Source organism: Caballeronia terrestris (assembly GCF_001544515.1).
GTDB lineage: Bacteria > Pseudomonadota > Gammaproteobacteria > Burkholderiales > Burkholderiaceae > Caballeronia > Caballeronia terrestris.
Window position 1 is genome coordinate 81,990 of sequence record NZ_FCOL02000022.1, and the last position, 22,530, is coordinate 104,519.

General features: G+C 62.3%; 29 protein-coding genes and 1 tRNA gene. 29 read left to right on the top strand and 1 reads right to left on the bottom strand.

The window, feature by feature from the left end; genetic code table 11:
* The first annotated feature begins 9 nt into the window (after window positions 1-9).
* The 22 genes from AWB67_RS19315 (at window position 10) to tatC (ending at window position 15,822) form a co-directional block, all read left to right on the top strand.
* The gene (locus AWB67_RS19315; RefSeq protein WP_087657837.1) at window positions 10-972 is read left to right on the top strand and encodes an MlaA family lipoprotein; all 963 of its coding nucleotides are present in this window, start codon (window positions 10-12) and stop codon (window positions 970-972) included.
* Between the two features lie 124 nt (window positions 973-1,096).
* Entirely contained in the window at window positions 1,097-1,726 is a 630-nt protein-coding gene (locus AWB67_RS19320) for an MlaC/ttg2D family ABC transporter substrate-binding protein (protein ID WP_087657838.1), read from the top strand.
* Window positions 1,723-2,010 (top strand): STAS domain-containing protein, encoded by a 288-nt coding sequence (locus AWB67_RS19325; RefSeq protein ID WP_374729834.1) that lies wholly within the window; start codon window positions 1,723-1,725, stop codon window positions 2,008-2,010. The genes AWB67_RS19320 and AWB67_RS19325 overlap by 4 nt, the downstream gene beginning before the upstream one ends.
* A gap of 226 nt (window positions 2,011-2,236) precedes the next feature.
* Window positions 2,237-3,163: an ABC transporter ATP-binding protein gene (locus tag AWB67_RS19330; RefSeq protein ID WP_087657840.1), complete on the top strand. Its 927-nt coding sequence runs from the start codon at window positions 2,237-2,239 to the stop codon at window positions 3,161-3,163.
* Entirely contained in the window at window positions 3,160-3,915 is a 756-nt protein-coding gene (locus AWB67_RS19335; RefSeq protein WP_087657841.1) for an ABC transporter permease, read from the top strand. Before AWB67_RS19330 ends, AWB67_RS19335 begins: the two co-directional genes overlap by 4 nt.
* 19 nt (window positions 3,916-3,934) lie before the next feature.
* Window positions 3,935-4,174, top strand: coding sequence for a BolA family protein (locus AWB67_RS19340; protein ID WP_087657842.1), 240 nt, complete (start codon window positions 3,935-3,937; stop codon window positions 4,172-4,174).
* Between the two features lie 81 nt (window positions 4,175-4,255).
* Complete coding sequence (murA, locus tag AWB67_RS19345) at window positions 4,256-5,527, top strand: UDP-N-acetylglucosamine 1-carboxyvinyltransferase (protein WP_087657843.1); 1,272 nt, start codon at window positions 4,256-4,258, stop codon at window positions 5,525-5,527.
* Entirely contained in the window at window positions 5,524-6,216 is a 693-nt protein-coding gene (gene hisG / locus AWB67_RS19350) for an ATP phosphoribosyltransferase (RefSeq protein ID WP_087657844.1), read from the top strand. The genes murA and hisG overlap by 4 nt, the downstream gene beginning before the upstream one ends.
* Before the next feature lie 46 nt (window positions 6,217-6,262).
* Window positions 6,263-7,588 carry a histidinol dehydrogenase gene (hisD, locus tag AWB67_RS19355; RefSeq protein WP_087657845.1) on the top strand — a complete coding sequence of 442 codons (1,326 nt, stop codon included), beginning with the start codon at window positions 6,263-6,265 and terminating at the stop codon, window positions 7,586-7,588.
* Window positions 7,589-7,654: 66 nt separating this feature from the next.
* Window positions 7,655-8,725, top strand: a complete 1,071-nt coding sequence (gene hisC, locus AWB67_RS19360; protein WP_087657846.1) for a histidinol-phosphate transaminase — start codon at window positions 7,655-7,657, stop codon at window positions 8,723-8,725.
* A 32-nt stretch (window positions 8,726-8,757) separates the two neighbouring features.
* Window positions 8,758-9,345 carry an imidazoleglycerol-phosphate dehydratase HisB gene (gene hisB, locus AWB67_RS19365; protein ID WP_062638205.1) on the top strand — a complete coding sequence of 196 codons (588 nt, stop codon included), beginning with the start codon at window positions 8,758-8,760 and terminating at the stop codon, window positions 9,343-9,345.
* Window positions 9,346-9,409: 64 nt separating this feature from the next.
* Window positions 9,410-10,030: a MarC family protein gene (locus AWB67_RS19370; RefSeq protein ID WP_087657847.1), complete on the top strand. Its 621-nt coding sequence runs from the start codon at window positions 9,410-9,412 to the stop codon at window positions 10,028-10,030.
* Window positions 10,027-10,668, top strand: coding sequence for an imidazole glycerol phosphate synthase subunit HisH (gene hisH, locus AWB67_RS19375; RefSeq protein WP_087657848.1), 642 nt, complete (start codon window positions 10,027-10,029; stop codon window positions 10,666-10,668). Before AWB67_RS19370 ends, hisH begins: the two co-directional genes overlap by 4 nt.
* A 155-nt stretch (window positions 10,669-10,823) precedes the next feature.
* Window positions 10,824-11,576, top strand: coding sequence for a 1-(5-phosphoribosyl)-5-[(5-phosphoribosylamino)methylideneamino]imidazole-4-carboxamide isomerase (hisA, locus tag AWB67_RS19380; protein ID WP_087657849.1), 753 nt, complete (start codon window positions 10,824-10,826; stop codon window positions 11,574-11,576).
* 87 nt (window positions 11,577-11,663) lie between these two features.
* Window positions 11,664-12,437: an imidazole glycerol phosphate synthase subunit HisF gene (hisF, locus tag AWB67_RS19385; RefSeq protein ID WP_087657850.1), complete on the top strand. Its 774-nt coding sequence runs from the start codon at window positions 11,664-11,666 to the stop codon at window positions 12,435-12,437.
* Between the two features lie 3 nt (window positions 12,438-12,440).
* Complete coding sequence (gene hisI, locus AWB67_RS19390; protein WP_087657851.1) at window positions 12,441-12,845, top strand: phosphoribosyl-AMP cyclohydrolase; 405 nt, start codon at window positions 12,441-12,443, stop codon at window positions 12,843-12,845.
* A complete protein-coding gene (locus tag AWB67_RS19395) occupies window positions 12,842-13,210 on the top strand; it encodes a phosphoribosyl-ATP diphosphatase (RefSeq protein ID WP_087657852.1) in 369 nt (122 codons plus the stop codon). Before hisI ends, AWB67_RS19395 begins: the two co-directional genes overlap by 4 nt.
* Before the next feature lie 36 nt (window positions 13,211-13,246).
* The gene (locus tag AWB67_RS19400; protein WP_087657853.1) at window positions 13,247-13,639 is read left to right on the top strand and encodes a DUF4870 family protein; all 393 of its coding nucleotides are present in this window, start codon (window positions 13,247-13,249) and stop codon (window positions 13,637-13,639) included.
* Window positions 13,640-13,675: 36 nt separating this feature from the next.
* Window positions 13,676-14,038, top strand: coding sequence for a histidine triad nucleotide-binding protein (locus AWB67_RS19405; protein ID WP_087657854.1), 363 nt, complete (start codon window positions 13,676-13,678; stop codon window positions 14,036-14,038).
* A gap of 165 nt (window positions 14,039-14,203) precedes the next feature.
* A complete protein-coding gene (tatA, locus tag AWB67_RS19410) occupies window positions 14,204-14,434 on the top strand; it encodes a Sec-independent protein translocase subunit TatA (RefSeq protein ID WP_087657855.1) in 231 nt (76 codons plus the stop codon).
* 36 nt (window positions 14,435-14,470) lie between these two features.
* Window positions 14,471-14,995: a Sec-independent protein translocase protein TatB gene (gene tatB / locus AWB67_RS19415; RefSeq protein WP_087657856.1), complete on the top strand. Its 525-nt coding sequence runs from the start codon at window positions 14,471-14,473 to the stop codon at window positions 14,993-14,995.
* A 47-nt stretch (window positions 14,996-15,042) separates the two neighbouring features.
* The gene (gene tatC, locus AWB67_RS19420; protein WP_087657857.1) at window positions 15,043-15,822 is read left to right on the top strand and encodes a twin-arginine translocase subunit TatC; all 780 of its coding nucleotides are present in this window, start codon (window positions 15,043-15,045) and stop codon (window positions 15,820-15,822) included.
* Window positions 15,823-15,905: 83 nt separating this feature from the next.
* Here tatC and AWB67_RS19425 read toward each other — a convergent pair whose 3' ends face one another.
* Complete coding sequence (locus AWB67_RS19425; RefSeq protein WP_087657858.1) at window positions 15,906-17,123, bottom strand: S1C family serine protease; 1,218 nt, start codon at window positions 17,121-17,123, stop codon at window positions 15,906-15,908.
* 20 nt (window positions 17,124-17,143) lie between these two features.
* On the opposite strand from AWB67_RS19425, the gene AWB67_RS19430 reads away from it, so the two are divergent.
* From AWB67_RS19430 to AWB67_RS19460, 7 genes are all read left to right on the top strand, one after another.
* Window positions 17,144-17,890, top strand: a complete 747-nt coding sequence (locus tag AWB67_RS19430; protein ID WP_087657859.1) for a Nif3-like dinuclear metal center hexameric protein — start codon at window positions 17,144-17,146, stop codon at window positions 17,888-17,890.
* Between the two features lie 214 nt (window positions 17,891-18,104).
* A complete protein-coding gene (gene petA, locus AWB67_RS19435) occupies window positions 18,105-18,725 on the top strand; it encodes a ubiquinol-cytochrome c reductase iron-sulfur subunit (protein ID WP_087657860.1) in 621 nt (206 codons plus the stop codon).
* Window positions 18,725-20,107, top strand: a complete 1,383-nt coding sequence (locus tag AWB67_RS19440) for a cytochrome b (protein WP_087657861.1) — start codon at window positions 18,725-18,727, stop codon at window positions 20,105-20,107. The genes petA and AWB67_RS19440 overlap by 1 nt, the downstream gene beginning before the upstream one ends.
* A gap of 22 nt (window positions 20,108-20,129) precedes the next feature.
* Window positions 20,130-20,885, top strand: coding sequence for a cytochrome c1 (locus tag AWB67_RS19445; RefSeq protein WP_087657862.1), 756 nt, complete (start codon window positions 20,130-20,132; stop codon window positions 20,883-20,885).
* Window positions 20,886-20,986: 101 nt separating this feature from the next.
* Window positions 20,987-21,598: a glutathione S-transferase N-terminal domain-containing protein gene (locus tag AWB67_RS19450; protein ID WP_031362199.1), complete on the top strand. Its 612-nt coding sequence runs from the start codon at window positions 20,987-20,989 to the stop codon at window positions 21,596-21,598.
* Window positions 21,599-21,662: 64 nt separating this feature from the next.
* On the top strand, window positions 21,663-22,163 hold the full coding sequence (locus AWB67_RS19455; RefSeq protein WP_087657863.1) for a ClpXP protease specificity-enhancing factor: 501 nt from the start codon (window positions 21,663-21,665) through the stop codon (window positions 22,161-22,163).
* Between the two features lie 18 nt (window positions 22,164-22,181).
* Window positions 22,182-22,257: transfer RNA gene (locus tag AWB67_RS19460), tRNA-Thr, on the top strand.
* The last annotated feature ends 273 nt before the right edge of the window (window positions 22,258-22,530 follow it).

Here is a 22,530-nt window from a genome sequence, read left to right on the forward strand (position 1 = left end):
GAGAAGGACATGCAGGCGATGCGCGTGAGAAGCGCGAGTATCGTGGTTGCCGTGGCGCTGTTGGCCGGCTGCGCGACCGTGACGACGCCGACCAAGGGCGACCCGTTCGAGAGCTACAACCGGACGATGTTCACGGTCAACGACAAGATCGACCAGGTTGCCCTGAAGCCGGTCGCGAAGGCGTACGTCTGGGCGGTGCCGGAGCCCGTGCGCAACAGCGTGACCAACTTCTTCTCGAACATCGGCGACGTCTACATCGCGGCGAACAACCTGCTGCAATTGAAGATCGCCGACGGCGTGTCGGACATCATGCGCGTCGCGATCAACACGCTGTTCGGCATCGGCGGGCTGTTCGACGTCGCGACGATTGCGAAGCTGCCGAAGCACGAAGCCGATTTCGGCCTGACGCTCGGCCATTACGGCGTGCCGTCGGGGCCGTATCTCGTGCTGCCGCTGCTCGGGCCGAGCACGATCCGCGACACGGGCGGCACGGTTGTCGATTATTTCGGCAACCCGCTCACCTACGTGCATCCGGATTCGGTCAGCTGGGCGCTGTATGGCGTGAATCTCATCGACGTGCGCGCGAACCTGCTCGGCGCGAGCGACGTGCTCGCCGATGCCGCGCTCGACAAATATTCGTTCGTGCGCAACGCGTATTTGCAGCGGCGCCAGTATCTGATCTCGGGCGGCGACGGTTCGACGCCGGACTACGGCGAAGAAGCGCTGCCGACCTACGACGACACCGCGTCCGGCGGCACGGCGGGCGCGGCTGCCGCGACGGCGGCATCGGCCACCGCGACGCCGCTTGCGCCGGCATCGGCCACGGCGGCACCGGCGACGGCGGCATCGGCGCCGGAAGCGGCATCGGAAGGGGCGGAAGCGCCTGGGGCGGCAAGCGGCAGCAGTACGATCAAGGGGAACCAGATGGTGCCGCCGCGCATCCCGTCGTTCCCTTCGATCCGCCTGCGCTGATTCGGCGGCGCATAACGAGCCGTAACATAATTGACAGGTATTTTGACGGTTTGGCGGGTGTGGCGCGTGAACTCGGAATCCGCGCCATGCTCAAACTCAAGCCACTTTAAAAGCAGGGTTTGAAATGAAAAAACTATTGTTGCTTCCCCTTTTCGCCTTGTTCCTCGCGTTCTCGAGCAGCGCCTCGGCGCAGGCTGTCGATACGAGCAATCCGGATGTCCTGATCAAGACGGTCACGCAGCAGGTGCTCGACCAGATCAAGGCCGACAAGCAGATCCAGTCGGGCAACATCACGCGCATCACGGAACTCGTGAACCAGAAGATCCTGCCTTACACGGACTTCACGCGCACGACGCGCCTCGTCATGGGCCGCAACTGGAACACCGCGACGCCGCAGCAGCAGAAGGAAATCGTCGAGCAGTTCAAGATACTGCTGATTCGCACGTATTCGGGCGCGCTTGCACAGGTGCGCGACCAGGAAGTGCAGTACAAGCCGTTCCGAGCATCGCCGGAAGATACGGACGTGGTCGTGCGCTCGGTCGTCATCAACAACGGTCAGCCGATCCAGCTCGACTATCGCCTGTACAAGACGCCGCAAGGCTGGAAGGTATATGACATCAACGTGCTCGGCGCATGGCTGATCCAGGCTTATCAGCAGCAGTTCAGCGAGCAGATTTCGCAGCATGGCGTCGACGGGCTGCTGCAGTTCCTGACGCAGCGTAACCAGCAACTCGCGAGCGGCAAGGCATCGTGAGCGGTTTGAATCACGCGTCCCGCTTCGAAACCGCCGCCGCGCTCACGCACGAGAGCGCGAAGGCCGCGCTCGAAGCGGGGCTGTCGCGGATCGTGGCGGGCGCAACCGAAGTCGATTGCGCGCCGCTCACGCAGTTCGATTCGTCGGCGCTCGCGGTGTTTCTCGCGTGGCAGCGCGCGGCGTCCGCTCGCGGCGGCGCGCTTGCCATCGTCAATTTTCCCACCGGGCTTGCCAGTCTCGCGCAGGCCTACGGCGTCGACACGCTCCTCTCCTTCCGACATTGATCCTGCTTTAAGCCGCAACCGGCGCGGCGCGGGACGACGTCCCGCCGCGTCCGGCAAAATCGGGCTCGGCCCGTTTGCCCTATAATCAAATGTTTTTTCGGCCACGTACCCGGCCTCTTTTGGCCGTGTTCCGGCACTGAAGCGAGCGCATTTTCCGCGCGCTTTCAGCCGGATCAGGCCCGTACCGCACACTCGAGGCGCCGCCTTTTTCAGCGAGCGCACTGTCATGTCAGCCATAGAAATCCGAAACGTCAGGAAGCGCTATAAAGAGCTGCAAGCGCTCAAAGGCGTGAGTTTCACGGTGGAAGAAGGCGAATTCTTCGGCCTGCTCGGTCCCAACGGGGCGGGCAAGACCACCCTGATCAGCATCCTCGCGGGCCTCGCGCGCGCCGACAGCGGCACGATCTCCGTGCGCGGCCACGACGTCGTCACGGATTTTCGCGCCGCGCGCCGCGCGCTCGGCATCGTGCCGCAGGAACTCGTGTTCGATCCGTTCTTCACCGTGCGTGAATCGCTGCGCATCCAGTCGGGCTACTTCGGCTTGCGCCACAACGACGACTGGATCGACGAAATCATGGCGAATCTCGATCTCACCGAGAAAGCCGACGTGAACACCCGCGCGCTGTCCGGCGGGATGAAGCGGCGCGTGCTGGTCGCACAGGCGCTGGTGCATCGCCCGCCCGTGATCGTGCTCGACGAGCCGACTGCCGGCGTCGATGTCGAATTGCGCCAGACGTTGTGGAAATTCATCTCGCGCCTGAATCGCGAGGGTCACACGATCGTCCTCACGACGCACTATCTCGAAGAAGCCGAGGCGCTCTGCGACCGGCTCGCGATGCTGCGGCGAGGCGAAGTCGTCGCGCTGGAGCGGACGAGCTCGCTGCTCCAGCGCTTCTCGGGCATGCAGTTGTCGCTGCGCTTCTCGCGCGGCGTGCTGCCCGCCGAACTGCGTGCGCTGGAAGTCGATCCGCACGCGGTATCGGGCGCGCAGCATCTGTTGCGCCTCGCGAGCTACGACGACGTGGAGCCGATTCTCGCGAAATGCCGCGCGGCCGGCTGCGCGTTCGACGAAATCGAAGTGCGCAAGGCCGATCTGGAAGACGTCTTCGTGCAGGTCATGAACGAGCCTGAAGTGGTCGAGGGACTTTCATGAGCGGTTTCAGAACGCTGTTTTACAAGGAAATCTTGCGTTTCTGGAAGGTCGCCTTCCAGACGGTGCTCGCGCCGGTCATCACGGCGCTCCTGTATCTGATGATCTTCGGCCACGCGCTGTCGAGCCACGTGCAGGTTTATCCGGGCGTCGCGTACACGAGCTTTCTCGTGCCCGGCCTCGTCATGATGAGCGTGCTGCAGAACTCGTTCGCGAACAGTTCGTCGTCGATGATCCAGTCGAAGATCACCGGCAATCTCGTGTTCGTGCTGCTCCCGCCGATTGCGCACTGGGAAATGTATTTCGCGTACGTGCTGGCGTCGGTCGTGCGCGGGCTGGTGGTCGGATTCGGCGTGTTCATCGTGACCGTATGGTTCATCCCGATGACTTTTTCCGCGCCGCTCTACATCATTGCGTTCGCGGTGCTCGGCTCGGGGATTCTCGGCACGCTCGGGCTGATCGCTGGCATCTGGGCCGAGAAATTCGACCAGCTCGCCGCTTTTCAGAATTTCCTGATCATGCCGCTCACGTTCCTGTCGGGCGTGTTTTACTCGACGCATTCGCTGCCGCCCGTCTGGCGCGAAGTGTCGCGTCTGAACCCGTTTTTCTACATGATCGACGGCTTCCGCTACGGGTTCTTCGGCATGTCCGACGTGAGCCCGCTTGCGAGCCTGGCCATCGTCGGCGCGTTTTTCGCCGTGTTGGCCGCGATCGCCGTGCGAATGCTGGCGAGCGGCTATAAGCTGCGTCACTGAATATTCAAGGAGACTTCCGATGTTGCCGACCCCGGAACAAGTGAAGGATTACATCGCTGGCGGGCTTGCCTGCCAGCATCTGGAAGTAGAGGGCGATGGGCAGCACTTTTTCGCCACCATCGTGAGCGATGCGTTCCAGGGCAAGCGCCTGATCGCGCGGCATCAATTGGTCTACGCGGCGCTCGGCGACCGCATGCGCGCCGAAATTCACGCGCTCAGCATGAAGACGCTGACGCCGGACGAGTGGAAATCGGCATAAGCCGGGCAGCGCTCAATTCAAATCAACCGCGACGCCGACCAAGGCGCCGCAGCAGAGAAGCAAGGTAGAAGGACAGCAAGCATGGACAAACTGGTCATCACTGGGGGCACGAAGCTCTCGGGCGAAATCGTCGTATCGGGTGCGAAGAACGCGGCGCTGCCGATTCTCTGCGCGAGCCTGCTCACCGCCGACGACGTCCATCTCGAAAACGTTCCGAACCTGCAGGACGTACGCACCATGCTCAAGCTGTTGCGTCAGATGGGCGTGAATTCGGAAGTGAGCGGCGACGGCCGCGTGACGCTGAATGCGTCGAAGGTCGACAACCTCGTCGCGCCGTACGAGATGGTCAAGACGATGCGCGCGTCGATTCTCGTGCTCGGGCCGCTCGTTGCACGCTTCGGCGAGGCGAAGGTTTCGCTGCCGGGCGGCTGCGCGATCGGCGCGCGTCCGGTGGACCAGCACATCAAGGGCCTGCAGGCGATGGGCGCCGAGATCAACATCGAGCACGGTTTCATCGAGGCGCGGGCGAAGCGGCTGAAGGGCGCGCGCATCGTCACCGACATGATCACCGTCACCGGCACGGAAAACCTGCTGATGGCGGCGGTGCTCGCCGATGGCGAAACGGTGATCGAAAACGCCGCGCGCGAACCGGAAGTGAGCGACTTGGCGCATCTGCTCGTGAAGATGGGCGCGAAGATCGACGGGATCGGCTCGGACCGGCTCGTGATCCAGGGCGTCGCGAAGCTGCGCGGCGCGCGCCATTCGGTCGTGCCGGACCGCATCGAAGCGGGCACGTTCCTGTGCGCGGTCGCGGCCGCTGGCGGCGACGTGACGCTGCGTCACGTAAGCCCCGGCCTGCTGGATGCCGTGACGTCGAAGCTGCGCGAAGCGGGTGTATCGATCGAGGAAGGCGATAGCTGGATGCGCGTCAAGATGGCGAAGCGTCCCGAAGCGGTCAGCTTCCGCACTTCAGAATACCCGGCGTTTCCGACGGACATGCAGGCGCAGTTCATGGCCCTCAACGCGATCGCGATGGGCACGTCGCAAGTCGTCGAGACGATCTTCGAGAACCGCTTCATGCACGTCCAGGAACTGAACCGGCTCGGCGCGCACATCACGATCGACGGCAATACCGCGCTCGTGTCGGGCGTCGAGAAGCTGTCGGGCGCGAAGGTGATGGCAACCGACCTGCGCGCGTCGGCGAGTCTCGTGATCGCGGCGATGTGCGCAGATGGCGATACGCTGATCGACCGCATCTATCACCTCGACCGCGGCTACGACCGCATGGAAGCGAAGCTGACGGCGGTCGGCGCGAAGGTGAGCCGCATCAAGGGCAGCGGGAGCGAGCAATGACCTCGGTGCCGCAGACTTCGTCGTCGGTGGAGGCGAGCGCGCCGCTGACGCTCGCGTTGTCGAAAGGGCGTATCTTCGAAGAGACGCTGCCCTTGCTGGCAGCCGCCGGCGTGCAGGTCGCCGAGGACCCGGAGACGTCGCGCAAGCTGATCCTGCCGACCACGAATCCGAATCTGCGCGTGATCATCGTGCGCGCCACCGACGTGCCGACCTACGTGGAATACGGCGCGGCGGACTTCGGCGTCGCGGGCAAGGACGTGCTGATCGAGCACGGCGGCGGCGGCCTGTACCAGCCGGTCGACCTGAACATCGCGCGCTGCCGGATGTCGGTGGCGGTGAAGGCGGGCTTCGACTACGCGAGCGCCGTGCGTCAGGGCGCGCGTCTGCGCGTCGCGACGAAATACGTGGAAGTCGCGCGCGAGCATTTCGCGTCGAAGGGCGTGCACGTCGACCTGATCAAGCTGTACGGATCGATGGAACTGGCGCCGCTCGTCGGTCTGGCCGACGCGATCGTCGATCTGGTCAGCTCCGGCGGCACGCTGCGGGCGAACAATCTCGTCGAGGTCGAGGAAATCATGCAGATTTCGTCGCGTCTCGTCGTCAATCAGGCCGCGCTGAAGCTGAAGCGCGCGGCGCTGAAGCCGTACCTCGACGCGTTCGAACGCGCGTCGGTGGGCAACGGCAACTGAGCGTGCGCGTTTTTAACCACACGCGATACTGAAACGGAAAACCAGCATGTCTATCAAGATTCGCAGACTCGATTCCAGCGCCAACGGTTTTCACCCGGCCCTGCATGCCGTGCTCGCGTTCGAGGCGAGCGAGGACGAAGCGATCGAGCGCTCTGTCGCGCAGATTCTCGTCGACGTGAAGGCGCGCGGCGACGAAGCCGTGCTTGAATACACGAACAAGTTCGACCGGCTGAAAGCGACGAGCGTCGCGGCGCTCGAACTGCCGGCGTCAGAACTGGAGGCCGCGCTGGAAGGGCTCGAACCGAAGCGACGCGCCGCTCTGGAAGCGGCGGCGGCGCGGGTGCGCGGGTATCACGAGAAGCAGCGGATCGAATGTGGCAGCCATAGCTGGCAGTACACCGAAGCCGACGGCACCGTCCTCGGCCAGAAAGTCACGCCGCTCGATCGCGCGGGCATCTACGTGCCGGGCGGCAAGGCAGCGTATCCATCGTCGGTGCTGATGAACGCGATTCCGGCGCGCGTCGCGGGCGTCAAGGAAATCGTGATGGTCGTGCCGACGCCCGATGGCGTGAAGAATCCGCTCGTGCTCGCGGCCGCGCTGCTCGGCGGCGTGGATCGCGTGTTCACGATCGGCGGCGCGCAGGCGGTCGGCGCGCTCGCGTACGGCACGGAATCGGTACCGGCCGTCGACAAGATCTGCGGCCCTGGCAATGCGTACGTGGCGTCAGCGAAGCGCCGCGTATTCGGCACGGTCGGCATCGACATGATCGCGGGGCCGTCCGAAATCCTCGTGATCTGCGACGGCACCACCGATCCGCGCTGGGTCGCGATGGACCTCTTTTCGCAAGCCGAGCACGACGAACTCGCGCAATCGATCCTGCTGTGCCCGGACGCCGCGTTCATCCAGCGCGTGGAAGATGCGATCGTCGACTTGCTGCCGTCGATGCCGCGCCGCGACGTGATCCAGCGCTCGCTCGAAGACCGCGGCGCGCTCGTCAAGGTGAAGGACATGGCCGAAGCCTGCGCGATCGCCAACGATATCGCGCCGGAGCATCTCGAAATTTCCGCGCTAGATCCGCATCATTGGGCTGCGCAGATCCGGCACGCCGGCGCGATCTTCCTCGGCCGCTACACGAGCGAGAGCTTGGGCGATTATTGCGCCGGCCCGAACCACGTATTGCCGACATCGCGCACGGCGCGCTTTTCGTCGCCGCTCGGCGTCTACGATTTCATTAAGCGTTCGAGCGTGATCGAAGTGAGCGCGGAAGGCGCGCAGACGCTCGGCGAAATCGCGGCGGAACTCGCGTACGGCGAAGGCTTGCAGGCGCACGCCCGCAGCGCCGAGTACCGCATGAAGAACATGGGCCAGTAACGGCCGAACGGGGACAGGCGGCCCCAAGAGCCGCCGTGTGGCCGACGAGAGCGGCCAGTTAAAACCATGACGACACCACACGACATCATCCGCGCCGACATCCTTTCGATGACGAGCTACCCCGTGCCCGACGCCACGGGCCTGATCAAGCTCGACGCGATGGAGAACCCGTACCGCCTGCCCGCCGATCTCGCCACGAAGCTCGGCGAACATCTGGCGGGCGTCGCGCTAAACCGCTATCCGGCGCCGCGCCCGGCCGGCCTGCTCGCCAAGATCAAGCGCGCGATGCAGGTTCCGCCCGCTTGCGAAGTCCTGCTCGGCAACGGCTCGGACGAACTGATCAGCATGTTGTCGATGGCGTGCGCGAAGCCGGGCGCCAAGGTCGTGGCGCCGGTGCCGGGCTTCGTGATGTACCAGATGTCGGCGGCATTCGCGCATCTCGAATTCATCGGCGTGCCGCTCAACGCCGATTTCACACTCGATACCGACGCGCTCATCGCCGCGATCGACGAGCACACGCCCGCGCTGGTGTATCTCGCGTACCCGAACAACCCGACCGGCACGCTCTACGACGACGACGCCATCGAGCGCGTGATCGCGGCGGCGAAGAAGAGCCTCGTCGTGATCGACGAGGCCTATCAGCCGTTCGCCAAAAAGAGCTGGCTGCCGCGCGCGGCGGAGTTCGACAACGTCGTCGTGATGCGCACGGTCTCGAAGCTCGGTCTCGCGGGCATCCGCCTCGGCTACATGGCGGGCACGGCGAAGTGGATCACCGAGTTCGACAAGGTGCGCCCGCCATACAACATCAACGTCCTGACGCAAGCCACCGCCGATTTCCTGCTCGATCACCTCGACGTCCTCGACGCGCAAGCCGCCGAGCTGCGCGCCGAGCGCACGAAGCTGGCGAAGGCCGTCGCGACGTTGCCTGGAGCCACGGTTTTCCCCAGCGCGGGCAACTTCCTGCTGGTGCGCGTGCCGGACGCGGCCGTCACCTTCGAAACCCTGCTCACGTCGCGGGTTTTGATCAAAAACGTGAGTAAAATGCACCCATTGCTGGCAAATTGCGTGCGTTTGACGGTCGGATCGGCTGAAGAGAACGCGCAGATGATCGCCGCCCTGAAGCTCGCGCTGCACTGAACCCTCTTCTTAAAAAGTCTCAAGGAAACACCATGCGTATTGCGGAAGTCGTTCGCAACACCAGCGAAACGCAGATCCGTGTGAAGCTCGATCTGGATGGCACCGGCAAGCAGAAGCTCGCCACTGGCGTGCCGTTCCTCGACCATATGCTCGACCAGATCGCGCGCCACGGCCTCTTCGACCTCGAAGTCGAAGCGCATGGCGACCTCCATATCGACGATCACCACACGGTCGAAGATACCGGCATCACGCTCGGGCAGGCGGTGGCGAAGGCCATCGGCGATCGCAAGGGCATTCGCCGCTACGGCCATTCGTACGTGCCGCTGGATGAAGCGCTGTCGCGTGTCGTGATCGACTTTTCGGGCCGTCCGGGCCTCGAATTCCATGTGCCGTTCACGCGCGCGCGCATCGGCACGTTCGATGTCGATCTCACCATCGAATTCTTTCGCGGCTTCGTGAATCACGCGGGCGTGACGCTGCACATCGACAACCTGCGCGGCATCAACGCGCACCATCAGGTCGAGACCGTTTTCAAGGCGTTCGGCCGCGCGCTGCGCATGGCTGTCGAGTTCGACGAACGCGCCGCAGGCCAGATTCCGTCGACCAAGGGCAGCCTCTAAGCCCTGCCGGATGGCGGGTACGAACCGGGCGCATGCCCGTGTGAAAGTGTTCTAACGGCCCGCAATGGACCTGCTCAAATCGTTTATTTCCCTGCTCGCGCTGATCAACCCGGTCGGCGCGATCCCTTTCTTTCTGAGCCTGACCGCACAACAGTCCGGCTTCGAGAAGCGCAACACGATCCGCATTGCATCGATTTCGGTGTTCTGCGTAATCGCGGTGACGGCGCTCTTCGGCCAGCAGATCATCGCGTTCTTCGGGATTTCGGTCGGATCGCTTGAAGTCGGCGGCGGCATCATCATGTTGCTGATGGCGATCAACATGCTGAACGCGCAGATCGGCAACACGCGCTCCACGCCGGAAGAGCGCCACGAGGCCGAAATGAAGGACAGCGTCGCCGTCGTGCCGCTCGCGATTCCGCTCCTCACGGGGCCGGGCGCGATCAGCACGGTGATCGTCTATTCTGCGAATGCGCCGCACTGGTACGACCGCATCGGCCTGATCGCGATCGGCGCGGTGCTCGCCGCCCTGTGCTTCGGCGCGCTGAACCTGGCCGAGCCGATCGCGCGCTGGGTCGGGCGCACCGGCATCAATATCGGCACGCGTCTGATGGGATTGATGTTGTCGGCTTTGGCGGTGGAATTCATCGTCGACGGATTGAAGGCCTTGCTGCCTACCTTGAAATGAAAACTTCGATAGCGATTGTTGATTACGGAATGGGCAACCTGCGCTCGGTGTATCAGGCGCTGAAGAAGGCGGCCGCGGAAGCCGACGTGGCGATCGTCGAGCAGCCCGAGGCGATTCGCGCGGCGGAGCGCATCGTGCTGCCCGGACAGGGCGCGATGCGCGACTGCATGGGGCATCTCGGCGCGTCCGGCTTGCAGGAAGCCGTGCTGGAAGCCGCGCGCGAAAAGCCGATGCTCGGCGTGTGCGTCGGCGAGCAGATGCTTTTCGACTGGAGCGAGGAAGGCGATACGAACGGTCTCGGCCTCTTTCCGGGCAAGGTCGTGCGTTTTCAGCTCGACGGCCAGCTCCAGGACGACGGCTCGCGCTTCAAGGTCCCGCAGATGGGCTGGAACCGCGTGCGCCAGACGCAGCCGCACGCGCTCTGGGACGGCGTCGCCGACGGCGCGTTCTTCTACTTCGTGCACAGCTATTACGTGGCGCCGGCCGATCCGGCCCACACGGCGGGCGAAACCGTCTACGGCAAGCCGTTCACGTCGGCGGTGGCGCGTGACAACATCTTCGCGACGCAATTCCACCCCGAGAAGAGCGCCGACGCGGGCCTGCGCCTGTATCGCAATTTCGTGCACTGGAATCCGTAATTTTTTTGCGCAAATCCGGCATTCCGGCGTATGCCGATTGCATCCGCGAGCGTTGCAAGACTTGTACTACACTAGCGAGACGGTTGGGAACACGGCGCAGCGCCTCTCGTTCGCAATCGTTTTGACCAACCCTCACCAGATAACACGCGATTTCTATGCTGCTCATTCCGGCCATCGATCTTAAAGACGGTCAGTGCGTACGCCTCAAACAAGGCGATATGGACCAGGCGACCATTTTTTCCGAAGATCCGGCGGCGATGGCCCGGCACTGGGTCGATCGGGGCGCGCGGCGTCTCCATCTCGTCGACCTGAACGGCGCATTCGCTGGCAAGCCGAAGAACGAAGACGCGATTCGCGCGATCATCGAGGAAGTCGGCAGCGACATCCCGGTGCAACTGGGCGGCGGCATCCGCGACCTGAACACCATCGAGCGCTATCTCGACGACGGCCTCGAGTACATCATCATCGGCACGGCAGCGGTGAAGAATCCTGGCTTCCTGAAGGATGCGTGCACCGCGTTTGGGGGCCACATCATCGTCGGGCTCGACGCGAAGGATGGCAAGGTCGCGACAGACGGCTGGAGCAAGCTGACCGGCCACGAAGTCGTGGATCTCGCCCGCAAGTTCGAGGACTACGGCTGCGAGGCGATCATCTACACCGACATCGGCCGCGACGGCATGCTCCAGGGCATCAACATCGAAGCGACGGTGCGGCTCGCGCAGGCGGTGAAGATTCCGGTAATCGCGAGCGGCGGCCTGTCGAATCTCAACGACATCGCGTCACTCTGCGAAGTGGAAGACGAAGGGATCGAAGGCGTGATCTGCGGCCGCGCGATCTATTCGGGCGATCTCGATTTCGCCGCCGCGCAAGCGCGCGCCGACATGCTGCGCGAAGCCGACGACGCCTGATTACTGCACGGCTTCAGGGCCGAAGCGCGGCGCGCTGTCGGCCGCTCGCCGGCATCGCGTTGGCAACCACACGGTATCTGCAAGAACATGGCTCTCGCTAAACGCATCATCCCCTGTCTCGACGTGACCGCCGGGCGCGTCGTCAAAGGCGTCAATTTCCTCGAATTGCGCGACGCCGGCGACCCCGTCGAAATCGCGCGCCGCTACGACGATCAAGGCGCCGACGAACTCACGTTCCTCGACATCACCGCGACCTCCGACCAGCGCGACCTGATCCTGCCGATCATTGAATCGGTGGCATCGCAGGTGTTCATTCCGCTGACGGTCGGCGGGGGCGTGCGCGCCGTCGAGGACGTGCGGCGCCTTCTGAACGCCGGCGCGGACAAGATCAGCATGAATTCGTCTGCGGTGGCGAATCCGCAACTCGTGCGCGACGCGTCGGATAAGCACGGCTCGCAGTGCATCGTCGTCGCGATCGACGCGAAACGCGTGTCGGCCGAAGGCGAAACGCCGCGCTGGGAAGTGTTCACGCACGGCGGCCGGAAGGCGACCGGTCTGGACGCAATCGAATGGGCGCGCAAGATGGCCGCGCTCGGCGCGGGCGAAATTCTGCTCACCAGCATGGACCGCGACGGCACGAAATCCGGCTTCGATCTCGCGCTCACGCGCGCCGTGTCGGACGCGGTGCCGGTGCCGGTGATCGCCTCGGGCGGTGTGGGATCGCTGCAGCATCTGGCGGACGGCATCGTCGAAGGCCGCGCGGACGCCGTACTTGCTGCCAGCATTTTTCACTACGGCGAGCACACGGTCGGCGAGGCCAAGCGCTTCATGGCGGACCAGGGCATTTCGGTGAGGATCTGAGCCATGAGCACGCAAAACGAGTGGCTCGACAAGGTCAAATGGGACGCGAACGGCCTCGTGCCCGTAATCGCGCAGGAAGCGTCGAGCGGTGACGTGCTGATGTTCGCGTGGATGGATCGCGAGGCGCTCGTGAAAACCGTCGAGCTGAAACGCGCCGTCTACTATTCGCGTTCCCGCCAGCGCCTGTGGTTCAAGGGCGAGGAATCGGGGCACGTTCAGCACGTGCACGAAGTCCGGCTCGATTGCGACGAAGACGTCGTGCTGCTCAAAGTGGAGCAGGTGTCGGGCATCGCGTGCCACACGGGCCGCCATTCGTGCTTTTTCCAGAAATTCGAGGGATCGGCGGAAGAGGGCGACTGGCTCGCCGTCGAACCGGTCCTGAAAGACCCCGAACACATCTACAAATGACGCAAATCACCACGCAGGACACGCTGCTGCGCCTCGCCGCTATCATCGACAGCCGCAAGGGCGGCGATCCGGAACAATCCTACGTTTCTCGACTCTTTCATAAAGGTGACGACGCCGTTCTGAAAAAGATCGGCGAAGAGGCGACGGAAGTCGTCCTGGCGGCGAAGGATGCGCGCCACGGCGGCGCGCCGAAGGCGCTCGTCAGCGAAGTTGCCGATTTGTGGTTCCACTGTCTCGTGATGCTGTCGCACTTCGACCTCAACCCGGCCGACGTGATCGCCGAACTCGAACGGCGCGAAGGTCTGTCGGGTATCGAAGAAAAGGCGCTGCGCAAGTCGCGCGACCGCGAGCAAAACGGCGGCTAACGAGCATTTTCGCCACGGCGAAGGAGGGATGTCGAGATGAATCAGCCTTATGAACCCTATCCGCCGCCCGTGTATCAGAATTCGGCCGAAGCCGAACGTCTGCGCGGCCTGCGCACGCTCACCCACGTTCTTTACGGCCTCTACGCCGCGTACTGGCTGACGGGCGGCATCACCGTCCTGATCGCGATCATCGTCAATTACCTGAAGCGCAGCGACGTCGCTGGAACGCCTTACGAAGCGCACTTCGAGTGGCAGATCCGCACGTTTTGGTGGGCAGTGCTCGGCCACCTGATCGGCGTCGCGCTACTCTTCGTGCTGATCGGCTTTCCGGTGCTGTTCGCGGTCGGGATCTGGACGCTGTATCGGGTGATAAAAGGCTGGCTATATCTTTACGAAGAGAAGCCGATCGAGCCGCGCGCCTGGTTCTGAGCTGCGTGCATGAATTCGAGACAAACCGGGACATCCATGAGCCACGAAAACTGCATTTTCTGCAAAATCGCCGCGGGAGAACTCCCGAGCAAGAAAGTCTACGAGGACGACGAATTCGTCGCGTTCAACGACATCAACCCGGCCGCGCCGGTACACGTTCTGGTGATTCCTCGTAAACATATTGAGACACTCTCGCATTGCACCGAAAGCGATGCGCCGCTGCTTGGTAGAATGGTCAGTCTGGTCGGACGTCTCGCGGATGAACTGGGTGTCGCGTACACCGGCGGCGAAACGGGTTTTCGTACGGTGATCAATACCGGACCGGGGGGCGGGCAGGAGGTGTATCACATTCATGCGCATCTCCTGGCTGGCGCGCGTCCGTGGCGTCGAATGGGTTAAATCGCGCAATAAAGACGCGAATTGAGTCTTCCAAATGAAATATTGGATGCACAGAATCGACGTTTGACCTTTTGGAGCGTTTCCGCTCCGGCTTGGGGCCGCAAGGCTGGAATTCGCCGCCGCGACTGATCAATGGCGCGGTGGAATCAAGGAGAGTTTTCATTCATGGGTTCATTAAGTATTTGGCATTGGCTGATCGTGTTGCTCATCGTGGCACTCGTTTTCGGCACGAAAAAGCTGCGTAACATTGGCGGCGACCTCGGCGGCGCGGTGAAGGGCTTCAAGGAAGGCATGAAAGAGGGCGACCAGCCCGCTGCCGACCAGCGTGAACTGCCGCGCAATGGCACCGTCGACGTCGAAGCAAAAGACAAGACGCGCTCGGGCGACTATCGCTGATCGCACGCACCACAGACTCCGGGAAACCTCGATTCCATGCTCGACCTCGGTCTGACAAAAATGGCGCTGATCGGCGTCGTGGCGCTTGTCGTGCTCGGGCCGGAACGCCTGCCGGGCGTCGCGCGCACTGCCGGCGCGCTGTTTGGCCGTGCGCAGCGCTACATCAACGACGTGAAGTCGGAAGTCGCGCGCGAAATGGAACTTGACGAGCTGAAAAAGATGCGCACCGAGTTCGAGACGGCGGCGACGAACGTCGAGAGCACGATCCAAAGCAATCTCAAGCAGCACGAAGCCGAACTGAACGACGCGTGGAATCAGGGCACGTCGGTGTCGCCGAGCATCGCGGGCGGTTCCGAAGAGAACGCCACCGCGGCGGAAGGCAACAGTTGGCGCAGTGGCACGTCCTCGTATTCGAAGCGCAAGAACTGGCGCGTAAAGACGGGCGCCGTGCCTGATTGGTACAAGCGCTCGACCGGCCGGCGCACCCGCGTGCAATCGGGCGCGGCGCGCGTCGCGCGGCATACGCCTTCCAGCATGCGCCGTCCGACGAAGTTCTTCTGATCCGCGCTGCAATTCCTTCCATCGATGATCCCCAACCGAGGGCCGGCGTGAGCGACCCGCAACAAAACAAAGACGAGGCCGTCGAAGAGACGTTCATCTCGCACCTGGTCGAATTGCGCGACCGCATCATTCGCGCGGGCCTTTCGGTCATTGTCGTTTTCATCAGCCTGGTTTATTGGGCGCCGGACATCTTCAAGCTGCTCGCGCGGCCGCTGATGCAGAACCTGCCGAAGGACGGCAAGATGATCGTCACCGATGTCACCGGCTCGTTCTTCGTGCCGATGAAGGTGACGATGCTCGTCGCGTTCGTGATCGCGCTGCCGATCGTCCTGTATCAGATCTGGGCTTTCGTCGCACCGGGGCTTTATCAGCACGAGAAAAAGCTGGTCGCGCCACTTGTCGGCAGCAGCTATACACTGTTTTTGTGCGGCATGGCGTTCGCTTATTTCGTCGTGTTCCCGACGATTTTTCGCGTCATGGCGCACTACAACGCGCCGCTCGGCGCGGAAATGACCACCGATATCGATAATTACCTCAGTTTCGTGCTGACGATGTTCCTCGCGTTCGGTGTGACGTTCGAGGTGCCGATCGTCGTCGTGATTCTGGCGCGCATGGGCATCGTGTCGATCAAGAAGCTGAAGGAAATTCGTCCGTACGTGATCGTTGGCGCGTTCGTGATTTCGGCTGTCGTGACGCCGCCGGACGTTTTTTCGCAGCTTATTCTTGCGATTCCGCTCGTCATTCTTTACGAGTTGGGGATCATCGCGGCGCGGTTCGTGGTTGGTAAAGACGGCGTCAAAAAGGAAGCAGAAGCAGCGGCGGAATAGCACCACGCGCTTTGATCAACAAAAAAGGCAGCTTCGCAAGAAGCTGCCTTTTTTGCTTAATGGGGCGCCGCGCGTGCCCGCGCTTACTCCTCGCCCTGATCGCCCTGATCGTCCTCAGGCAACTGCGGCGCGCGCGGCTGAGCCGGCCGCTTGCCGATCATCACGTTGACATCCAGCTCCTTATTCTTGCGCATGAGGTGCACTTTCACCGCTGTCCCCGGCTTGATCTGCGCCACGACATTGAGCAGGCGCGTCGTGTCGGTGATTGTATCGTCGTTGATGCTGACGAGGATATCGCCCGGCTTGATGCCCGCCTTGTCGGCCGGGCCGCCCTGCAGCACGCCCGCCACGATCGCGCCCGATTTCTGGTCCAGCCCGAACGATTCCGCGATCTCCGGCGTCACGTCCTGCGGCTCAACGCCGATCCAGCCGCGTGTCACCGTGCCCGTCGTGATGATGCTCTCCAGCACGCTGCGCGCAGTGGACACCGGAATCGCGAACCCGATCCCGAGCGAACCGCCGCTGCGCGAATAGATCGCCGTGTTGATGCCGAGCAGATTGCCGTTGATATCGACGAGCGCCCCACCCGAGTTGCCCGGATTGATCGCGGCATCGGTCTGGATGAAGTTTTCGAACGTGTTGATGCCGAGGTGATTGCGCCCGAGCGCGCTTACGATACCCATTGTGACCGTCTGGCCTACGCCGAACGGATTGCCGATCGCGAGCACCACGTCGCCGACGCGCGTCTGGTCCATGCGCCCGAGCGTGATGGTCGGCAGGTTCGTCATGTTGATCTTCAGCACGGCGAGGTCGGTTTCGGGGTCGATGCCGATCACTTTCGCGCTCGACGTGCGGCCGTCGGCGAGCGCGACTTCGATCTGATCGGCGCCATCGACCACATGCTGGTTCGTTAGAATGTAACCTTCGGAGCTCACGATGACGCCCGAGCCCAGGTTCGACGCCGGCGGCTCGTCGCTCTTGCGCTTGTTCTTGTCGCCGAAGAAGTAGCGAAAGAGCGGATCTTTCGCGCGCGGGTCGGGCGGCAGCGTGCCATCCTTGCTGGAGAACACGTTGACGACGGCGGGCATCGCCTTCTGGGCGCCATCCGCATACGACGACTGCGCAGGCCGGGAGCCGATGCTCGGCGCCACTTCCTGCAACGCGACGATCGGTTCGGCGAGTTGCTTGCCGAACTGGCCCTGGCGTTGAAGCCACTGCGGTTTTAAGGTCGCGACGATGAACATCAGCGCCAAAATCACGGTCACCGCTTGGGCAAAAAATAGCCAGAAGCGTCTAAGCATTTGATGGGATAGAGGATTTCATGGATCGGATCGAACTCGAATTGTATCTGAACAATCTGCTTCAAATTGAGCGGTTCCGCGACTATTGCCCCAATGGCCTGCAGGTCGAAGGCAGCCGGCGCGTGCATAAAATCGCGACGGGCGTGACGGCGTCGCTCGCGTTTCTCGAGGCGGCCGTCGAGTGGGGCGCCGATGCCGTCCTCGTCCATCACGGCTATTTCTGGAAGAACGAGGCGCCGCAGGTCACGGGGCGCAAGTATCGCCGGCTCCGCACGCTGATCGCGAACGACCTCAATCTGTTCGCCTATCACCTTCCGCTCGACTCGCATCCCGAACTCGGCAACAACGCACAGATTGGCGCGCGTCTCGGCCTGATCGCCGATGGCCGCTTCGGCGAGCAGGACCTCGGCTGGATCGCGCCGCTGCCGATGCCGCTCTCGCTCGAGCACTTCACCGCGTCGGTGGAAATCTCGCTCGGGCGCAAGCCGCTCGTGCTCGGCGACGGCAATCGCGAATTGCGCCGTGTCGCATGGTGCACGGGCGGCGCGCAAGGCTTCTTCGACGACGCCATCGCCGCTGGCGCCGACGTCTATCTGAGCGGCGAAGTCTCCGAGCAAACGACGCACATTGCCGCCGAAAGCGGCGTCGCGTACCTCGCGGCGGGTCACCACGCGACCGAGCGCTTCGGCGTGCAGGCGGTCGGCGCACACGTCTCCGAGCATTTCGATATCGAACATCTCTTTATAGATATCGATAATCCTGTTTGAATAACGCGCGGCACCGCATTAATTGCGGCGGCGCAATACGAGTAAATAAACACTTCGTAAGAAGGCGTGAAAAAGTGCGGGGAAACCCTGAAGGATCAAAGACTTCGAGTGATTTTTACTACTCGGGCCTTGTAAATGACGGCTCCATTCGCGCACACTAGCGGCGGAAGAACTGATGTGACGGTATAAATCCAACTCAGAATTGGGGCGTGTGATGCGAGACAAGGAAGAGAAACCCGTCGATGGCGGCCGCCGTACCTGGCTGGTTGCGACGACCGTAGTAGGTGGCTTTGGAGGCGTTGCCACTGTCATACCGTTTGTTGGCTCGTTCGCTCCGTCGGCAAAGGCCAAGGCGGCCGGCGCGCCGGTCGAGGTCGATATCAGCAGTCTCAAGCCCGGCGACATGATGACGGTCGCCTGGCGCGGCAAGCCCGTCTGGATCATCAACCGCACTGAAGAACAGCTCGCCGACATCAAGAAAGCCGACAACGAAGTCGCTGATCCAAAGTCGAAGCTCGAGTTCACGATGCCGTTGCCGGAGTACTGCAACAACGAATTCCGCTCGCGCCCCGATCACAAGAATATCTTCGTCGCGGTCGCTGTCTGCACGCACCTCGGCTGCACGCCCACGCCGCGCTTCCAGGAAGGCCCGCAACCCAATCTCCCCGACAACTGGCCCGGCGGCTTCCTCTGCCCCTGCCACGGCTCGACTTACGACCTGGCCGGCCGCGTCTTCAAGAACAAGCCCGCGCCGCAGAACCTGGACGTGCCTCCGTACATGTTCACTTCGGCAACGCAACTCGTGATCGGCAGGGACGAAAAGGGAGAGGCTTGATGGCGACCGCAGACAAGGAAGTGGAAACAACCGGGATCGTCGGCTGGATCGACCGGCGCTTTCCGATGACGTCGACGTGGAAAAAGCACGTCTCCGAGTATTACGCGCCGAAAAATTTTAACTTTTGGTATTTTTTCGGCTCGCTTGCGCTGCTGGTGCTGGTGAACCAGATCGTCACCGGCATCTTTTTGACGATGAACTACAAGCCCGACGCGACGCTTGCGTTCGCCTCGGTCGAGTACATCATGCGCGAGGTGCCGTGGGGCTGGCTCATCCGCTACATGCACTCGACGGGTGCGTCGATGTTCTTCGTCGTCGTGTACCTGCACATGTTCCGTGGGCTGATGTACGGCTCGTATCGCAAGCCGCGCGAACTCGTCTGGATCTTCGGCTGCGCGATTTTCCTATGCCTGATGGCCGAGGCGTTCTTCGGCTACCTGCTGCCTTGGGGACAGATGTCGTTCTGGGGCGCGCAGGTGATCGTGAACCTCTTTTCGGCGATCCCGTTCATCGGGCCGGACCTGTCGCTGTGGATTCGCGGCGATTACGTCGTGTCGGACGTGACGTTGAACCGTTTCTTCGCTTTTCACGTCATCGCGATTCCGCTCGTGCTGATCGGGCTCGTCGTGGCACACATCGTGGCGCTGCACGAAGTCGGCTCGAACAACCCGGACGGCGTCGAGATCAAGGGGAAAAAGGACGCGAACGGAATTCCTCTGGACGGCATCCCGTTCCATCCGTACTACTCCGTCCACGATTTCATGGGCGTGTGCGTGTTCCTGTTCATCTTCGCCGCGATCATTTTCTTCGCGCCGGAAATGGGCGGCTACTTCCTCGAAGCGAACAACTTCGTGCCGGCCAATCCGCTGCAGACGCCGCCGGAAATCGCGCCGGTCTGGTACTTCACCGCGTTCTACGCGATGCTCCGCGCGACCACCGATCCGTTCAAGATCGTCCTGATGGTGATCATCGCGCTGCTCGGCGTGCTCGCGCTGTTACGCGCGCGCGGGAAATGGCGGCTGGGGCTGCCGGTGCTGGCGATTGCGGTGGTCGTGTTCATGGCGCTCACCGAGTCGAAGTTCTGGGGCGTGGTGGTGATGGGCACAGCGGTCGTGTCGCTCTTTTTCCTGCCATGGCTCGATCGGAGCCCGGTCAAATCGATCCGCTACCGGCCGACGTTCCACAAGGTTTTCTACGGCATCTTCGTGTTCGCGTTCCTGGTGCTCGGCTATCTCGGAACCCGGCCACCATCGGCCAGCGCGACGCTGATCGCGCAGATTTGCGCGCTGATCTACTTCGCGTTTTTCTTCGGGATGCCGTTCTGGACGACGCGCGGACGCTTCAAACAGCCGCCCGAGCGCGTGCGCTTCAAATCCCACTGACGCTGAGCCTGGAGACAACACGATGAAAAAATGGCTCTCTACACTGGCGCTGATCGGGGCGGCGATGTTCGCATTCGGCGCGGCGCCGGCGCACGCGGAAAGCGAAGTGGCGCTCGACCGCGCGCCCGACAGCGCGGACAATTTCGCGTCCCTGCAGCACGGCGCCCAATTGTTTGTAAACTATTGCCTGAATTGCCACAGCGCGAACCTGGTGCGCTACAACCGGCTGACCGACTTGGGCATCGACCCGAAGGAAATCCAGCAAAACCTGCTTTTCACGACGGACAAGATCGGCAACACGATGTCGATCGCGATGCGCCCGGAGGACGCCAAGGCGTGGTTCGGGGCGTCGCCGCCGGATTTGTCTGTGGAAGCGCGGGCGCGCGGGAGGGACTGGCTGTACACGTACTTGCGCAGTTTTTACCGTGATGAAGCGCGGCCGACAGGCTGGAACAACCGCGTGTACGAGAACGTCGGGATGCCGCATGTGCTGTGGACGTTGCAGGGCATCCGCACGGCGAAATTCGAGACCGAAACCGACGAACATTCTGGGGAAAAGGTAAAACATTTCGCCGGATACACGCAGGTAACGCCGGGGTCGATGTCGCCAGTGGATTATGATTCGGCTATGGCCGATCTGGTTTCGTACCTTTCGTGGATGGCGGAACCGGCCCAGCAGACCCGCAAGCAGTTGGGTGTCTGGGTGCTGATTTTCCTGGGGATTTTGAGCTTTCTCGCGTGGCGCCTCAACGCGTCATACTGGAAAGACATTAAATAAACACGCCGCGATCGGTGTGGGCCAGCTTGCCGAAAAGCGCCTCTTCGAAGGCGCTTTTCGCGCGCGCTGGCCCGTCGAGTTTTCTGAAGGGACTTTAAAACATGATGGTTTTGTACTCCGGCACTACTTGCCCGTTCTCCCAGCGCTGCCGGCTGGTGTTGTTCGAAAAGGGCATGGATTTTGAAATCCGCGACGTCGACCTGTTCAACAAACCGGAAGACATCGCGGTGATGAACCCGTACGGACAGGTTCCGATCCTGGTCGAGCGCGACCTGATCCTGTATGAGTCGAACATCATCAACGAATATATCGACGAGCGTTTCCCGCACCCGCAACTGATGCCGGCCGACCCGGTGCAGCGCGCCCGCGCCCGCCTGTTCCTGCTCAATTTCGAGAAGGAACTGTTCGTTCACGTCGGCACGCTTGAAAACGAAAAGGGCAAGGCCGCCGAGAAGAATCACGAGAAGGCGCGCAACGCGATCCGCGATCGCCTTACGCAGCTCGCGCCGATCTTCCTGAAGAACAAGTACATGCTCGGCGAAGAGTTTTCGATGCTCGACGTGGCGATCGCCCCGCTCCTGTGGCGCCTGGATCATTACGGCATTGAGCTGTCGAAGAACGCCGCGCCGTTGATGAAGTACGCCGAGCGGATTTTCAGCCGCCCGGCCTATATCGAAGCGCTGACGCCTTCGGAAAAGGTGATGCGTCGCTAAGTTTTGCGTAAGTTCGGGCGCGCCGTCGCGGTTCGCGCGGCGCCGCTCCGGTAAAGGACAGTTGATGCAAGAGATTTCCACCAAGCCTTATCTACTGCGCGCGCTTTATGAGTGGTGCACGGATAATGGCTTCACGCCGCACATCGCGGTTCGGGTCGACAATGGCACGCGCGTGCCGCGCCAGTTCGTGCGCAACGACGAGATCGTGTTGAACATCAGCTTCGAGGCGACGAGCCAGCTGCAGATGGGCAATGAGTGGATCGAGTTCAGCGCGCGTTTCTCGGGCAAGTCGCACAAGATTGAGGTGCAGGTCGCGAACGTGCTCGCCATTTACGCGCGGGAGAACGGCCAGGGCATGGCGTTCCCGGTCGAGCAGGCGGCGTTGGCGCCGGCGTCGGGCACGCCCGACGCGCCGCGCTCGTCGGAGCTTGATCTCACCGAGCTCGAGGAGGAGTCGGCAGCGGGATCGAAGGCGCTGTCCGCATCGCCGACGGAAGAGAACCCTTCCGCCGACGACGAGACATCAAAATCGACCGGCCGATCGCACCTCAAAGTCATCAAATGAAGTAGAATCTCTCGCTTCGCCGGCTTAGCTCATCTGGTAGAGCGCTTGACTTGTAATCATGAGGTGGCGGGTTCGAGTCCTGCAGCCGGCACCAGACAAGTATTGACGGGTCACGCGACGTCCGCGTAACCCGTTTGCTTTCTGGTGAAGAAGTGTGAAGGCGTTTGGGTTTGTATCCGGAGTGGCAAGCTTGCTTCGGGAAGTTGATAGGAAATTCTTAAAAAACCTGTTGACGAGTCACAAAACGTTCTTCATAATCTCGTTTCTCTGCTGCTGATGCAGCGACGCAGAACGAAGCGCTGAAGTTGAGTGCTGTAGGCGACTGAAGGTGTGGGCGCCGGTTCGTGCGAATGTTCTTTAAAAACTA

Bases quoted from the DNA above. Each gene is read 5' to 3' on its own strand.
- murA (WP_087657843.1), top strand. From the start codon at position 4,256: ATGGACAAACTGGTCATCACTGGGGGCACGAAGCTCTCGGGCGAAATC.
- hisB (WP_062638205.1), top strand. From the start codon at position 8,758: ATGCGTATTGCGGAAGTCGTTCGCAACACCAGCGAAACGCAGATCCGT.
- AWB67_RS19440 (WP_087657861.1), top strand. From the start codon at position 18,725: ATGGCGACCGCAGACAAGGAAGTGGAAACAACCGGGATCGTCGGCTGG.
- AWB67_RS19405 (WP_087657854.1), top strand. From the start codon at position 13,676: ATGAGCCACGAAAACTGCATTTTCTGCAAAATCGCCGCGGGAGAACTC.
- AWB67_RS19450 (WP_031362199.1), top strand. From the start codon at position 20,987: ATGATGGTTTTGTACTCCGGCACTACTTGCCCGTTCTCCCAGCGCTGC.
- hisA (WP_087657849.1), top strand. From the start codon at position 10,824: ATGCTGCTCATTCCGGCCATCGATCTTAAAGACGGTCAGTGCGTACGC.
- hisF (WP_087657850.1), top strand. From the start codon at position 11,664: ATGGCTCTCGCTAAACGCATCATCCCCTGTCTCGACGTGACCGCCGGG.
- hisI (WP_087657851.1), top strand. From the start codon at position 12,441: ATGAGCACGCAAAACGAGTGGCTCGACAAGGTCAAATGGGACGCGAAC.
- petA (WP_087657860.1), top strand. From the start codon at position 18,105: ATGCGAGACAAGGAAGAGAAACCCGTCGATGGCGGCCGCCGTACCTGG.
- tatB (WP_087657856.1), top strand. From the start codon at position 14,471: ATGCTCGACCTCGGTCTGACAAAAATGGCGCTGATCGGCGTCGTGGCG.
- AWB67_RS19430 (WP_087657859.1), top strand. From the start codon at position 17,144: ATGGATCGGATCGAACTCGAATTGTATCTGAACAATCTGCTTCAAATT.
- AWB67_RS19335 (WP_087657841.1), top strand. From the start codon at position 3,160: ATGAGCGGTTTCAGAACGCTGTTTTACAAGGAAATCTTGCGTTTCTGG.
- AWB67_RS19330 (WP_087657840.1), top strand. From the start codon at position 2,237: ATGTCAGCCATAGAAATCCGAAACGTCAGGAAGCGCTATAAAGAGCTG.
- AWB67_RS19320 (WP_087657838.1), top strand. From the start codon at position 1,097: ATGAAAAAACTATTGTTGCTTCCCCTTTTCGCCTTGTTCCTCGCGTTC.
- hisC (WP_087657846.1), top strand. From the start codon at position 7,655: ATGACGACACCACACGACATCATCCGCGCCGACATCCTTTCGATGACG.
- AWB67_RS19400 (WP_087657853.1), top strand. From the start codon at position 13,247: ATGAATCAGCCTTATGAACCCTATCCGCCGCCCGTGTATCAGAATTCG.
- AWB67_RS19395 (WP_087657852.1), top strand. From the start codon at position 12,842: ATGACGCAAATCACCACGCAGGACACGCTGCTGCGCCTCGCCGCTATC.
- AWB67_RS19370 (WP_087657847.1), top strand. From the start codon at position 9,410: ATGGACCTGCTCAAATCGTTTATTTCCCTGCTCGCGCTGATCAACCCG.
- hisG (WP_087657844.1), top strand. From the start codon at position 5,524: ATGACCTCGGTGCCGCAGACTTCGTCGTCGGTGGAGGCGAGCGCGCCG.
- AWB67_RS19340 (WP_087657842.1), top strand. From the start codon at position 3,935: ATGTTGCCGACCCCGGAACAAGTGAAGGATTACATCGCTGGCGGGCTT.
- AWB67_RS19455 (WP_087657863.1), top strand. From the start codon at position 21,663: ATGCAAGAGATTTCCACCAAGCCTTATCTACTGCGCGCGCTTTATGAG.
- hisH (WP_087657848.1), top strand. From the start codon at position 10,027: ATGAAAACTTCGATAGCGATTGTTGATTACGGAATGGGCAACCTGCGC.
- AWB67_RS19445 (WP_087657862.1), top strand. From the start codon at position 20,130: ATGAAAAAATGGCTCTCTACACTGGCGCTGATCGGGGCGGCGATGTTC.
- hisD (WP_087657845.1), top strand. From the start codon at position 6,263: ATGTCTATCAAGATTCGCAGACTCGATTCCAGCGCCAACGGTTTTCAC.
- tatA (WP_087657855.1), top strand. From the start codon at position 14,204: ATGGGTTCATTAAGTATTTGGCATTGGCTGATCGTGTTGCTCATCGTG.
- AWB67_RS19315 (WP_087657837.1), top strand. From the start codon at position 10: ATGCAGGCGATGCGCGTGAGAAGCGCGAGTATCGTGGTTGCCGTGGCG.
- AWB67_RS19425 (WP_087657858.1), bottom strand. From the start codon at position 17,123: ATGCTTAGACGCTTCTGGCTATTTTTTGCCCAAGCGGTGACCGTGATT.